The organism is Kyrpidia spormannii, from assembly GCF_002804065.1.
Lineage (GTDB): Bacteria > Bacillota > Bacilli > Kyrpidiales > Kyrpidiaceae > Kyrpidia > Kyrpidia spormannii.
Map to the genome: position 1 here is coordinate 1,643,565 of NZ_CP024955.1, position 12,990 is coordinate 1,656,554.

A 12,990-nucleotide genomic window follows, 5' to 3' on the forward strand; every position below is an offset into this window, starting at 1 on the left:
CGCCGGGGCGGGGATCCACCGCCCGGGCCTTCAGGCCCGGCGGCTTCGAGGGCGCGCCGGTTCCAAGTTCACCCGAAGTCCATTGATGCGCGCCTGGCGCAGCGCCTCGAATACAAAGGGTGCCGATTCCTCCTCCACTTCGACGAAGGCGAACCGATCATACAAGTCGATCTTGCCGATCGCCTGACCGGGGATGCCCGTCTCCTCCGAAATCATCCGCACAAGATCCCCGGGTCCCACATTGGCGCTGCGTCCAATGTTCAGGAAAAAGCGGACCATGCCAGGGGATGCCCCGGTCTCGCCAAAATCGTAGTCCTCCTCCTCACCGGTGTGCAGATCGTCGGCGCTGGCCAGCTTCAAAGCGGCGGCGGCCAGATCCACCGGGTCGAACTCGTCTACGAGAGAGCCGAGAATGGCGCGGTAATTGGCGATTCCGCCCTCCTGGACCGTGCGCCGCAACCGCTCCCGCCAGTTTTCAGCCACCCGTTCCGCCACATCCGCCAACGTGGGGACCTCCCGCCCCACCAAGGGAGCTTTGGTCTCCCTCTCAATCTGTTTCAGCAACTTGAACTCCCTGGGCGTGACCAAGGTAATGGCCAGTCCCCGCCGACCGGCCCTGCCCGTCCGGCCGATCCGATGCACATACGATTCTGGATCCTGGGGAATGTCATAGTTAATCACGTGGGTGACATTGGTCACGTCGATCCCCCGGGCCGCGACATCCGTGGCCACCAGAAACTCGATATCCCCATTGCGGAATTTTTTCATCACCCGATCCCGCTGGGCCTGGGACAAATCGCCGTGAAGTCCGTCGACGAGATACCCCCGGGACAGCAGTGCCTCGGTCAGCTCATCCACCCCACGCTTGGTGCGGCAAAAAATGATGCCGAGCGACACGTCCTCGCTGTCGATGATCCGGCACAAGCTTTCCAGCTTGTTGCGTTCCAGCACTTTATAGTAGATCTGATCAATCAGGGGGACGGTCATTTCCCCCCGGTTGACCGTCACGTGCTCCGGATTTTTCATGTACCGGACTGCCAACTGTTTCACTTCGTGGGGGAATGTGGCCGAAAACAAGAGCGTTTGGCGTTCCTGGGGTGTCTCCTTCAAAATCGCCTCAATATCTTCGATAAACCCCATATCCAACATCTCATCCGCTTCGTCCAGAACCACGGTGCGCACTTTGTCTAACTTCAAGGTGCCTCGGCGCAAATGGTCCAACACCCGCCCGGGAGTTCCAATGACCACTCCCACGCCCTGCTGGAGCGCCCGAATCTGGTGACCAATGGATTGCCCGCCATAGATCGGTAGCGTCCTCACTCTGGCATACTTCGCGATTTTGCGCAACTCCCCGGCCACCTGGATCGCCAATTCCCGGGTAGGAGTGAGGATCAAGGCCTGAACGTGCCGACCCGTACCCATCATCTCAATAATCGGCACCCCGAAGGCCGCAGTTTTCCCCGTTCCCGTCTGAGCTTGACCAATGACGTCTTTTCCTTGCAACACCAGAGGAATACAAGCTGCCTGAATCGGAGAAGGTTCTTCGAATCCCATATCATCAATGGCTTGCTGCACTCTTCGGCTCAATTGAAAATCAGTAAATGTTGTCATTCTCTCACCTTTCTGCAGGACTTAACCCTTCATCCATCGCCCCGAGTTTTCGCCACAGGGCGAACAGCGCCGCTTTGGCGGCCCGAATGCGCACTTGGCGGCGGTCTCCACGAAATCGAAATTCTTTTACCCAAGAATCCGCATTCCGATGATGGACCGCAATATACACCAAACCCACCGGTTTTGTCTCCGTACCGCCGTCCGGCCCAGCGATCCCGGTAATTCCAATTCCCCAGTCCGCTCCGAGATGCTCGGCGACTCCCTGAGCCATCTGGATGGCCACCGGTTCGCTCACCGCTCCGAGCCGTTCCAGGATCTCCCCGGAAACGCCCAGAACCGCTTTCTTCACATCATTGCTATACGATATCACTCCGCCGACAAAATACCGGGAACTCCCAGGAACGTTGGTGATCATCTCTCCCAGGAGCCCGCCGGTGCAGCTCTCCGCGGTGGCAACGGTCATTCCTCGGGCTTGTAAAACTCGCCCTACGGCCACCTCCAGGGTTTCCCCGTCGACGCCGTAGATATATCGCCCCAAGCGCCGACGCAGCTCTGCCTCCAGCGGCGCGATCCGCTCCCACGCCTCTTTTTCCGAGGCAGCCCGGGCGGTTAACCGGAGAGTGACCTCCCCTTCGGCGGCCAAAGGGGCCAGCGTCGGGTTATCTTGGGCGGCCAACAAATCGGCGATCCGTTCCGCCAGGTGTGATTCGCCGATCCCGTAAAGGCGAAGCACCCGGGAACGAATGGTTTCGTTCCCGCCCATCCAGGTTTGCACCAACGGAATCACCGATTCCCTGACCATGGGTTCTAACTCCGTGGGGGGGCCGGGTAAAAGGACGTACCGCCGCCCCTCCGCCTCCACATACTGTCCCGGCGCCGTTCCCCGGGGATTGGGAATCATGTTCCCGCCCTGAATGACCATGGCCTGGCGGCGATTGTTTTCCGGCATGTCCCGGCCCAACCCAGAAAAATACCCTTCCACCGCACGAAGCGCTTCCGGGTGAAGCTCTAAAGGCCGCCCGAGAAACTCCGCCACCGTCTCCCGGGTCAAGTCGTCCTCGGTCGGCCCCAACCCGCCACACAAGATCACGAGGTCGGATCGCTGCCGGGCCGTCTGTAACACACTCAACAGCCTGCCCCGGTTATCCCCCACCACTGTGTGGAAGTATACCCCAACCCCCGCCAGAGCCAATTGTTCCGAAACGAACCGGGCGTTGGTGTTGGCAATCTGCCCCAGCAAGAGTTCCGTACCCACAGCGATGATTTCCGCCTTCATCCCGCTGCCCCCGCCTCGTGATTCGAGTTTCCCATCATGCTCGCTCAAGTTTTCCCAAACCCGATCACATGTCTATTCTTCACGAAATAATCGATTCCGGAAATGACAGTGATCAGTACGGCCAGGTACATGATCCAGGCTGCCACCGGAATGCCGACGTACGCGAAAGGCAAATTGTTCATCATTAACGCGACGACCGCCACGATCTGGGTGACCGTTTTCAACTTCCCCATCCGACTTGCGGCGATGACTGTGCCTTCCGCTGCCGCCACCAACCGCAATCCCGTCACCGCGAATTCCCGGCTGATGATGACGATCGCTTCCCAGGCTTCGACCCGGTGCATTTCCACCAGGGAAATGAGTACCGCCGAAATCAGGAGTTTGTCCGCCAAGGGATCGAGGAACTTCCCGAAGTTCGTGACAATCCTTCGCTTTCGCGCAATGTACCCGTCCAACCCGTCGGTGCTTGCGGCGACGACAAAAATCAGCGCAGCCACGATTTCATTGACTGTCAGCACATGCCCCGCCAGCGACACTCGACCGAAGTTATAATGCACCAAGAGGAAAAACATGACAACCGGCACCAGGAAAATGCGGGCGATGGTGATGCGGTTGGCCAGATTCACCTAGACGCCCTCCCCGGCCAGATCAAAATCGAAGGAATGGGTGATTCGCACTTTGACGAATTCCCCGGGCCGCCCGTTTACACCAGACACAAAAACCTGTCCGTCGATCTCCGGAGCGTCGTACTCGGAGCGACCGATCCAGATATCCGGGCGCCGGTCGTCTTGACGTTCGAGCAGGCAATCGATCACCTGGCCCACCCGGGCCGCTCCACGGGCCGCCGAGGCTTTTCGCCCCACTTCCATCAACCAGGCTGCCCGGCGCTCCTTTTCCGCTTCGGAAATCTGGCCTTCCATGGAAGCTGAAGGGGTACCTTCCTCCCGGGAGAAGGCAAAGACTCCGATCCGGTCAAAAGCCATCTCTTCTACGAAATCAGCCAGCCGCAAAAACTGTTCTTCGGTTTCCCCGGGAAACCCCACGATAAACGAACTGCGTATCGCCACGTTCGGTATGCGGGTTCGAATCCGCTCCAACAGCTTCCGAACTTGACTTTTTCGGCCCGGGCGATGCATGGCCCGAAGAACCTCGTCTTCTGAATGCTGCAGCGGCAAATCTACGTACTTGCACACCTTGGGCAACCCGGCCATCGCGTCGATCAACTCGTCGGTAAAATAACCCGGGTACGCATAATGCAGGCGAATCCACCGCAATCCATCCACATCGTTTAAGGCTGTTAACAGGTCGGGCAACCTTCGCCGACCGTACAAGTCCAAACCGTACTGGGTGGAGTCTTGGGCAATCAGACTGATCTCCCGAACCCCATCCGCGGCCAGGCGCCGAGCCTCTTCAACGATGGACGGGATCGGGCGGCTGCGAAACTTTCCGCGCATTAAGGGAATGGCACAAAAAGTGCAGCCGTGGTCACATCCTTCGGCGATTTTTACATAGGTAGAATACGGCAGACCAATTCGTTTTCGAGGAGTGACCTCGTCATAGAGATACACAGGATTTCCAAATCGCATCGGGTGCCTGCCCGCCAAAGCCTGTTCCACCACTTCCGGGACGCGGTGAAACTCGCCCGTTCCAAGCATCCCGTCAATCTCGGGAATCTCCCGCATGAGTTCCTCCTGATAACGCTGGGCGAGGCATCCGGCCACCACCAAGGCTTTACAATGACCGGTTTCTTTATACTGAGCCATCTGAAGGATCGTGTTCACCGATTCGGCCTTGGCTTGGTCGACGAACCCGCAGGTATTCACGACGATGACATCGGCCTCCTGGGGATCAGCGACCAAGTGAAACCCCCAGCGTTCCATGAGGCCCATCATCACCTCGGAATCCACCTGGTTTTTTTCACACCCGAGGGTGACCACCGCAATCCGACGCCCCATTACGAATCCTCCAACCGCCGTCGATTGACATGTACACTACAGTATACTCCAAACCTGTTGGGCGTGTACAGGCGCCCAGATTACCATTTTAACGAAAATTGGTAAACTGGACATCTAACGGAAGGTCCGCAGCTTTGACCAATTGAATGACTTTTTGCAGGTCATCCCGGCTTTTTCCGGAAACCCGCACTTGATCGCCTTGAACAGCTGCCTGGACTTTGAGCTTACTATCCTTCACGATTTTGACGATCCGTTTGGCGTTTTCCGCATCAATCCCTTGACGAATACTCACCCGTTGGCGCACCGCTCCCCCGGCGGCGGGCTCAATCTTGCCGGATTGCAGCGCTTTTAACGACACTCCGCGTTTAATCAGCTTTCCCTGAAGAATATCGATGACACTGCGGAGTTTATATTCATCGTCGCTGAGAATCACCAGTTCCTCCCCCTGGCGTTCCACGCGACTGACACTGCCTTTGAAATCAAAACGGGTCTCCAGTTCCTTCATCGTTTGATGGACGGCATTATCCACTTCCTGGAGGTCGACCCTGGAGACAATGTCAAAACTATTCTCTTTGGCCACGGCACTCCCTCCCATCACCACGGTATATTATACCACAGTCCAGGGAGAAAAAAGGAAACCCGGAAACCGGGTGGTTTCCGGGTTCGCATAGCCGCCGATGTCAACCGGGAGCATTCATCACCAATCTGGCTTTGCCTTTGATTGTAGTGCCTCAATAATAAGGTGCCGGCCACAGCCGTTGGACGAATGCCCGAAATTGATCGGCAACCCCTGAAACAGGTCGACCGTTTTGAAGATCTTGGGAGAACGTCTGAAACCGTTGCATCACCGCCGGGTTGGCGCTGACCCGGACGATGCGAATCGACGGATCCGCTTTTCGAATCACGTCGGTGACCCGTTGTTTCAATTGATTGGACACCGCCACATCGGTTTGTCCGTAAGTGGCTCCGCCGCTGGGTGAAGGACTGGGCGCTGGCTGTCCGGGCGCCACACCACCGGGTGCCGGCGGCCGTCCTTGGGTGGTTCCCTGATCCAGGGCCACATAGGCGGTATCTCCGGACACAAAGACCGTAGCGGCGCGAACGCCGGGAATCTGAACGACTTTTTGCGCCAGGTCGTCCGCCACCCGCACGCCCATTGCACGGGGTGCCGGCGCGGGCACCGGAGCCGGAGCACCCCCCGGTGCTGGAGCCGGCGCGGGCGCCGGGGCCGGAGTTCCAGGATTGGCCTCTCGGGATACCCCGCATCCAGTTGCAAACAACGATATGGTCGCTGTCAATGTCATGGCGATCAACGTACGGCGATCCATGACAGTCCCCCTCTCACCCTAGGTACCGTTAGTATCGCCGCACCGATCGCAACTATGCGCAGCCTCCCCGACGCCGTGCCTCAGGAGGAGCTTTTCTTCACCGTATAGGTCAGGACGTCCCAGGTAACCGGCTCGAGCTGCTGACCATTGACCGTGACGGTTAACGAGGACGCCCGACCCGCCACAATCCTCACCTCCTGATTTCCTGTAAAGGTTCTGGTTTCCCCCGGTTGCAATGTCCTCTGCTCGACCGGGTGGCCGTCCGCTTCCGCATCAATCCAGCACGGATGGGGTCCGACCCGTAAAACGACCTGTAATTGATCCACGTTCTCCACATCCACCATATATTGAGAAGCATTGCGCTTCACCACTTGAAGCACCGGTTGAGGAGCCGCGGGGGCAGGAGGACGTTGGGTAGCCGGCGGGGTTGCTGGCAACTGTGAAGCGGTCGTGCCATTCGGTTGGGACGCAGGGGGCGCCGAACCGGGGTGCCGGTTTGCGAGAAACCAGTACCCGCCAAGCAACACGGCCAGGAGGGCCGCGCTCGCGGCGATTTGTGGGATGGCTCGGCGGATGCGGCCGGGCTGAGACAGGGTACTCACGTCCCCATTCCCTGAGACTTCCTGAGACAGCGGGGCGGCACGCGCCGACAGTCCCGACTGGATCAACACCTCATTTCCGTCCAATCCGAGAAACTCAGCGTACGCCCGTACAAACCCTCGGGCATAAACCCCTGGGGGCAGCGCACTCAGATCCCCCCGTTCAATCGCCTCTAGGTATACTGAACGGATTTTTGTCGCTTCGGCGACCTCCTCCAGAGTCAACCCCCGGCCCTCCCGGGTTTTCCGGAGCAATTGCCCGACGTCCTCCATGGCTCCTCCTCCTTGGGCGGTGGTTTTACTCATAATCACTCAACACACAAGGCAACTCTTCGTACGTAATTTCTTCGTCCGGGGTATTCCGCAATTCGATGATCCTGTCGAACAGATCCCATCCGTACTCCGAATGGCGCACGAAAATATCCGGATGCTCAATGATTTTCGGACCAGGGATTTTCAAGACTTCTCGAACCAGCCGGCGGTGTTCTTCCCCGGCCCTTCGAGTGGACACAATGCCGTCAATAATATAGACGTTGGTGGACGGATTGCGCTCGTCCGGGTCAAAATCGGTGCGAACGGTTTGCTTGATTAACGTCGACGAGACAAAGGTCCAATGTTTATTGGCGTAAACGCTCGCCGCAACGATGGACTCCGTCTTCCCCACCCTGGGCATCCCCCGCACCCCAATCACCTGATGCCCGGGTCGCTTCAACAGCTCCCCCAAAAAATCCACCAGGATTCCCAACTCGTTTCGGGTAAATTTATAGGTTTTTAAATCACTCGACTCCCGGGCGATAAATCGGCCGTGGCGCAGGGCGATGCGGTCGATCAACGTGGGCTGCCGGAGAGCGGTGACCTGGATGCTGTTCACATGTCTCAGCAATTGGCGCAGCACCGAAATCTTTTGCCGGTCTTCGACTTGAATGAGAAGACCCCGACGAGTGTTTTCCACGCCGTTGATTGTGAGGATGTTTATGGATAGCATACCCAGGAGAGAAGAAATATCCCCCAGAAGCCCGGGGCGGTTCTTGTGAATGTCGTACTCGAAGTACCAGTCCTCCATGAATTCGAGCTCCTCCCCATGTCAAAAAAATCCCGAAATCCCCAGTGTGTAAAGCGTGGTGAATCCGGTTAGTCTCAAAGAAGGAGAGGGGGGATTGGCATGGCCCGCAACCGCGGTGTCAACCCCGGGCGAACCTTGGCCCTCGTCGGCGGGCTGTTTGCCGCCGCCACCACACTGGAAACGGCACTGCTCAACCTGGTCATTTGGACGTCCTACCCAGATCTGGTTCCCTTTTTAACCTACCAAGCCGCCGTGTTTCTGTTCGCCGGACTCGGTTTTGCTTTTGCAGGGATCCTGGAGCGCTTCGACCCCGGCATCCCTATGCGCGCCGGGGCGGCGGTCCTCGCCGCCCTGGCCGTCTGGGCGGCTCTGGCGGAACACTGGTTGGGGCACCGCCCCCTCGTGGCGGGATTTCTGAACGGCTCAGGGATCGGCCTCTACTGGTGGGGATTCAACAAACAGTGGCTACGGGCCACCGCCCCCCGCACCCGGGACCATTACCAGCGGCTTCACACTTTCACCGCCTCCACGGCCTCGATTGCTACGCCCTTGGCCGCTGAAATGGTGTTCCGCACGTTGCCGCGAGGGGAACACCCTCTCCTGTTTGGCCTCGTTACTGTGTTGCTGGTCCTATTATACCGGACATCCAGACGTCTCGCCCCTCCAACGCCGGAGCCATTCGATTGGAAAGAAGTACCTCCCCTGTTCGGCAGCTGGCGGGGCCTCCTCGGTGCGAGTCTCCTGTGGGGAAGCCGAGAGTCACTGGTGCTCGCTCTCCCTCTCGTGTTCGTGTACGTCATCACCGGCACCGAGACGGCCAGCGGTCTCTATCTCATCCTTTCTTCCACTGCGACGCTGATGGGCGGATTCTTGGTGGAAAGATGGCTCACTGCCCGGTCCCGCCGTCGACTGTTGTGGCTGTCCGCTGCGGTGCTCGTCATAGCCGGGCTCGGGCCCACCCTGTTTCCCAGCTCGGTAGCCCTCTACATCTTTGGTGCAGCCAATGCGCTGGCTGTGCCCTTTGCTGCCGCCTCCTACGGGGCCGCGAGCATGGATATCATAGGCGGTCTTCCTCAAGCGGACACCCACATGGGACAATATTTTTTGATGCGAGAGTGGTTTCTCACGGCCGGACGCCTCGGATCTTTGACGATTCTCATGGCTGGCGCTCTGGTCTTGCCCACCGAAACCGCCTTTCGCCTCGGTTTTTTTCTGACTGCCGCCGGTTGTGCCGCCTTTGCCGCCGGTTTCGCTCCGGTGGTACAAGGCCGACGCCTCGGTTACGAAAACTGAGCCAGCGGGTGCGCGGATGCCTGGCATCAGGAGTGCTGAGAGCCCCGGCGCCGTTCGAGCTGTGCCGGAGTCCACAGAACTTCCCGGGGTTTACTGCCTTCAAAGGGGCCGACAATGCCGCGCCCTTCCATCTGATCGATAAGCCGGGCGGCCCGGGTGTATCCGATGCGGAGCCTCCTCTGCAAAAGGGATACCGATGCTTGCCCGGATCCCACCACCAGGGCGACGGCCTCGTCGAACAAAGGGTCCAAATCCTCTTGAGGACTCTCTTCCCCGCCCGGCACATCCCAATCTTCTCGGTACTGGGCCGGCATTTGGTTTTTCACCGTTTCCACCACCCGTTCCACCTCCGCCTCGGACACAAAAGCACCCTGTACCCGAATCGGCTTTGGAGCGCCGACGGGAAGGAACAGCATGTCCCCCCGGCCCAGTAATTTTTCTGCACCGCCCATGTCGAGGATCGTCCTGGAATCTGCCTGGGAGGAGACCGCGAAAGCGATCCGGGAAGGAATGTTGGCCTTGATGAGCCCGGTGATCACGTCCACGGAAGGCCGCTGGGTGGCGACGATCAGGTGGATCCCGGCCGCCCGGGCCATCTGGGCGAGGCGGCAGATCGCATCCTCCACATCTCCAGGAGCGACCATCATCAGATCCGACAACTCGTCCACCACGACTACAATGTATGGCAAGAGAGGGCGTCCGAATCGATGGGCCAATTCGTTGTACCGTTCCATGTCCCGGACCCCTTCCCGGGCGAACAAGGCGTACCGCCCTTCCATCTCCTCCACGACTTTTTTTAAAGTGGCGGCCGCTTTCCTCATGTCGGTGACCACCGGAGCCATCAAATGGGGGATCCCCCCGTAAACCCCCAGTTCCACCATTTTCGGATCAATCATGACAAGTTTCACTTGATCCGGGTCGGCGCGAAAGAGCAGGCTGATGATCAAACTGTTGATACATACGCTCTTACCGGATCCCGTGGCACCGGCGATGAGTAGATGGGGCATCTTAGAGAGATCCGCCATCACCGGCGCGCCGGCGATATCCCGGCCCAAAGCCAGGATGAGCGGGCTTTTCGCCTGACTAAACTCCGGGGTTTCTAACACCTCCCGCAAGGGGATGATCGCGATTTCCCGGTTGGGAACCTCAATGCCTATGGCCGACTTACCCGGGATGGGAGCCTCCATGCGGATATCCGGGGCCGCCAGAGCCAAAGCCAAATCATCCGTCAGGGCCACGATCCTGGATACTTTAACGCCCACTGCCGGTTGGATCTCATAACGGGTAACCGCTGGCCCCCGGTAAGCCTGCAACACCTTTGCTTTTACGCCAAAACTTTCGAGGGTTTGCTCAAGTTTGTGGGCATTAGCCGCAACGTCCTTCAGATCCGACCCGTTTCGTCCCGGCGGCGGAGGGTTTAATAGCCCGATGGACGGCAGGTGGTACGTGCGTCCAAGGGGACTGGAGGACACCACGATTCCTTCCTCCGGGGTCGGCCCAACTCCAGATGGCCGGCCCTTTGACAGCCGTACTTGAATCCGGGATTTGGCCTCATCGACAACGGCAACCGGGTCGTCCTCGTCGGCCTCTGTCCCCGCATCGACAGCGGGTGGAGCAACGATGGTGTCGGGTTGCGCTTCCTCCTCGACCCACGCCCCGGCCTCGGAAAAATCGCGAATGGGAAACGCTTCTTCGGACGCCTTTCGGCCCCCCTTTGGTGTTCGACGGCGTCCGGCCGCTCGGGCATCCGCTTCGGAAGCCGCCCGCCAGGCGTCGGCGAGGGCCTTGATGCGGGTGGAAATCCCCTGAGCCAACTGGACACCCCACCTTTTCAAGGTCTCCCACACTGACAGGGCCGACCGGCCGGTGGCCAGAATGATCGCCACCAGGGCGGATATGAGCAACACGATCTCGGTGCCTAAAGTATCGAATAAAAAGTGAGTGGCAGAAAAAAGGGCATACCCCACCGCCCCACCCCCCACACGCTCCGGGGGTGCGACGGGGTGCCCGCCTTCGGTTGCACCGGTGCTGGCCAAATACAACTGGTCAATCCGGTGGGTGGTGATCGTCCACAGATCCGGTGGAGTCAAAGGATGGCTGCGGATAAGGGAGGTGTAGAGGTTGAGCTGCTCCCAGGTGAGAAGAACGGCGATAAACAGAAAGACTCCCGTCACCCGAAGGTTCCAACAAGGGGCGCGGCCTTTGACAATCACATAGCCCCCGACCCACAGCATGGCCAGGGGGACGAGGACATACCACCCCCCCGCCACCCACATGGCGAGGTGAGCGAGAGATCGGCCGATCCACCCTAGCTGCGCTAGACAAATCAAGGAGGCCGCAACAATGACCAGCCCCGTAATCTCCGTTTTCATCCATTCCTTGGCCTGCTCGACCTTACTCACGCCATGCCCACTCCCTCGGAAAAACCGCTGTACGTTCTACTACATTTCTCCAAGGGAGTCGGCTTTTCCTTCCGGACGAGGTTCCAGGGCCGGTTTCGCCCCGGCTGGCATCGGCAAAATTGTTATGGGATTCCGGGATAAAGGCAAAGTTCGCGGCCCGGCTGGTATTCCGGCCGGAGATAATCGGCGGGGTTTGGGCTGATTAAACGCACGATCCGCACGCGATCCGCGCCGATGGACTCCACTTCCAGGCAGGCGAACCCGACCCGGATTTCCATTTTGGGGGCAGCAGGCCGCGCTTCTCCTGCAAAAACAAGGGAAAGAGGCACCGCGGTGTAGAGAATCATTGGATCACCGGCTTTCCCGTGGGAGGTTGGCGTGTTGCTGCGGCGTCCACCATCTCCCGCAATTTTCCGAGCGCCCGACCAATGCCGCCGATCTCGTCGATCAGGCCGTAGCGGACGGCATCTTTGCCCACCACGGTGGTTCCGATGTCCCGGGCCAACTCTCCGGTTTTCATCATCAATTCCCGAAACTGGGCTTCAGAGATCTTGGAGTGATCCACCACAAAGCGCACCACCCGTTCCTGCATGCGCTCCAGGTACTCCCAGGAAGCTGGCGCGCCGATGACCATACCCGTCAATCGGATCGGGTGAATGGTCATGGTCGCCGATTCGGCGATAAAGCTGTACTGCCCGGCCACGGCGATGGGCACGCCGATCGAATGCCCCCCGCCGAGCACCAAAGTCACCGTCGGTTTGGTGAGGGTCGCGATCATCTCGGCGATGGCTAACCCCGCCTCCACGTCCCCTCCGACGGTATTCAGAACGATGAGCACCCCTTTCACCTTGTCGTTTTGCTCCGCCGCCACCAGTTGCGGAATCACGTGCTCATACTTGGTCGTCTTGTTCTGGGGGGGCAAAACGATATGGCCTTCGATCTGCCCGATAATAGTGATGCAATACAGATCGCTGTCCACATCTGGAACCTGGGTTTGCCCCAATCGTTCTAACGCTTGTAAAGGGCCGGAAGGGGGCGGTGTGGCCTGAGGAGGGGCACCCGGTGTCTCCTCCCCCTCACCCGCAATAGCAAACGGTATCCGATGGTATTGATCCATGTTTGAGCCTCCTCGACAGCTCACTGCAGCTCTGATTCCGCGGCCCGCCCGGCGGGCCGCGCTGCCTTTAGTATGTCCGGATGAGGCGGAAAACCTTGGGTGGCCGGGAGAAAGGCACCTTCATGGACGGATGACCATAAGATGTTTGGGAGAAAGGGGGATTCCAGGCGATGTACGGCTACTGTCCATGGACCACGCGGTCCGGAACCGTCATCCTTTGAGGAAGGAGTAAAGTTCGCCATTCGGGACGAACTGAACACTGTCGATTTTTATAACGCGGGGGCGGACCGGGCCCGGGATGCATACGTGCAGTCCGCTCATGTGGCGGAAACTCGTAAGGGCCAGC

12 protein-coding genes are annotated in these 12,990 nt (G+C 59.0%); 1 reads left to right on the forward strand and 11 read right to left on the reverse strand.

From position 1 onward, the window contains the following. Nucleotides 1-30 precede the first annotated feature (30 nt). From CVV65_RS08400 to CVV65_RS08435, 8 genes are all read right to left on the reverse strand, one after another. On the reverse strand, nt 31-1,611 hold the full coding sequence (locus tag CVV65_RS08400) for a DEAD/DEAH box helicase (protein ID WP_100667740.1): 1,581 nt from the start codon (nt 1,609-1,611) through the stop codon (nt 31-33). 4 nt (nt 1,612-1,615) lie between these two features. Continuing rightward, the gene (locus CVV65_RS08405; protein WP_100667741.1) at nt 1,616-2,887 is read right to left on the reverse strand and encodes a competence/damage-inducible protein A; all 1,272 of its coding nucleotides are present in this window, start codon (nt 2,885-2,887) and stop codon (nt 1,616-1,618) included. Nucleotides 2,888-2,931: 44 nt separating this feature from the next. Then, the gene (gene pgsA, locus CVV65_RS08410) at nt 2,932-3,513 is read right to left on the reverse strand and encodes a CDP-diacylglycerol--glycerol-3-phosphate 3-phosphatidyltransferase (RefSeq protein WP_100667742.1); all 582 of its coding nucleotides are present in this window, start codon (nt 3,511-3,513) and stop codon (nt 2,932-2,934) included. Then, the gene (rimO, locus tag CVV65_RS08415) at nt 3,514-4,842 is read right to left on the reverse strand and encodes a 30S ribosomal protein S12 methylthiotransferase RimO (RefSeq protein ID WP_100667743.1); all 1,329 of its coding nucleotides are present in this window, start codon (nt 4,840-4,842) and stop codon (nt 3,514-3,516) included. Nucleotides 4,843-4,930: 88 nt separating this feature from the next. Further along, nucleotides 4,931-5,422, reverse strand: a complete 492-nt coding sequence (locus CVV65_RS08420) for a YajQ family cyclic di-GMP-binding protein (RefSeq protein WP_100669320.1) — start codon at nt 5,420-5,422, stop codon at nt 4,931-4,933. A 151-nt stretch (nt 5,423-5,573) separates the two neighbouring features. Then, entirely contained in the window at nt 5,574-6,170 is a 597-nt protein-coding gene (locus tag CVV65_RS08425) for a YhcN/YlaJ family sporulation lipoprotein (protein WP_100667744.1), read from the reverse strand. Between the two features lie 80 nt (nt 6,171-6,250). Further along, nucleotides 6,251-7,042, reverse strand: coding sequence for a helix-turn-helix domain-containing protein (locus CVV65_RS08430; RefSeq protein WP_198592176.1), 792 nt, complete (start codon nt 7,040-7,042; stop codon nt 6,251-6,253). 25 nt (nt 7,043-7,067) lie between these two features. Next, on the reverse strand, nt 7,068-7,832 hold the full coding sequence (locus CVV65_RS08435) for a DUF3388 domain-containing protein (protein ID WP_100667746.1): 765 nt from the start codon (nt 7,830-7,832) through the stop codon (nt 7,068-7,070). Nucleotides 7,833-7,931: 99 nt separating this feature from the next. On the opposite strand from CVV65_RS08435, the gene CVV65_RS08440 reads away from it, so the two are divergent. After that, nucleotides 7,932-9,125 carry a hypothetical protein gene (locus CVV65_RS08440; RefSeq protein WP_100667747.1) on the forward strand — a complete coding sequence of 398 codons (1,194 nt, stop codon included), beginning with the start codon at nt 7,932-7,934 and terminating at the stop codon, nt 9,123-9,125. A gap of 26 nt (nt 9,126-9,151) precedes the next feature. Here CVV65_RS08440 and CVV65_RS08445 read toward each other — a convergent pair whose 3' ends face one another. The 3 genes from CVV65_RS08445 to CVV65_RS08455 all read right to left on the reverse strand — a co-directional run bounded on the left by CVV65_RS08445 (nt 9,152) and on the right by CVV65_RS08455 (nt 12,644). After that, nucleotides 9,152-11,497 carry an FtsK/SpoIIIE family DNA translocase gene (locus tag CVV65_RS08445; RefSeq protein ID WP_100669322.1) on the reverse strand — a complete coding sequence of 782 codons (2,346 nt, stop codon included), beginning with the start codon at nt 11,495-11,497 and terminating at the stop codon, nt 9,152-9,154. 152 nt (nt 11,498-11,649) lie between these two features. After that, the gene (locus tag CVV65_RS08450) at nt 11,650-11,874 is read right to left on the reverse strand and encodes a YlzJ-like family protein (RefSeq protein WP_100667748.1); all 225 of its coding nucleotides are present in this window, start codon (nt 11,872-11,874) and stop codon (nt 11,650-11,652) included. After that, nucleotides 11,871-12,644, reverse strand: a complete 774-nt coding sequence (locus CVV65_RS08455; RefSeq protein ID WP_100667749.1) for a ClpP family protease — start codon at nt 12,642-12,644, stop codon at nt 11,871-11,873. Before CVV65_RS08455 ends, CVV65_RS08450 begins: the two co-directional genes overlap by 4 nt. Between the last annotated feature and the right edge of the window lie 346 nt (nt 12,645-12,990).

Bases quoted from the DNA above. Each gene is read 5' to 3' on its own strand.
- CVV65_RS08440 (WP_100667747.1), top strand. From the start codon at position 7,932: ATGGCCCGCAACCGCGGTGTCAACCCCGGGCGAACCTTGGCCCTCGTC.
- CVV65_RS08455 (WP_100667749.1), bottom strand. From the start codon at position 12,644: ATGGATCAATACCATCGGATACCGTTTGCTATTGCGGGTGAGGGGGAG.
- CVV65_RS08450 (WP_100667748.1), bottom strand. From the start codon at position 11,874: ATGATTCTCTACACCGCGGTGCCTCTTTCCCTTGTTTTTGCAGGAGAA.
- CVV65_RS08445 (WP_100669322.1), bottom strand. From the start codon at position 11,497: ATGAAAACGGAGATTACGGGGCTGGTCATTGTTGCGGCCTCCTTGATT.
- CVV65_RS08430 (WP_198592176.1), bottom strand. From the start codon at position 7,042: ATGGAGGACGTCGGGCAATTGCTCCGGAAAACCCGGGAGGGCCGGGGG.
- CVV65_RS08405 (WP_100667741.1), bottom strand. From the start codon at position 2,887: ATGAAGGCGGAAATCATCGCTGTGGGTACGGAACTCTTGCTGGGGCAG.
- CVV65_RS08425 (WP_100667744.1), bottom strand. From the start codon at position 6,170: ATGGATCGCCGTACGTTGATCGCCATGACATTGACAGCGACCATATCG.
- CVV65_RS08400 (WP_100667740.1), bottom strand. From the start codon at position 1,611: ATGACAACATTTACTGATTTTCAATTGAGCCGAAGAGTGCAGCAAGCC.
- CVV65_RS08435 (WP_100667746.1), bottom strand. From the start codon at position 7,832: ATGGAGGACTGGTACTTCGAGTACGACATTCACAAGAACCGCCCCGGG.
- rimO (WP_100667743.1), bottom strand. From the start codon at position 4,842: ATGGGGCGTCGGATTGCGGTGGTCACCCTCGGGTGTGAAAAAAACCAG.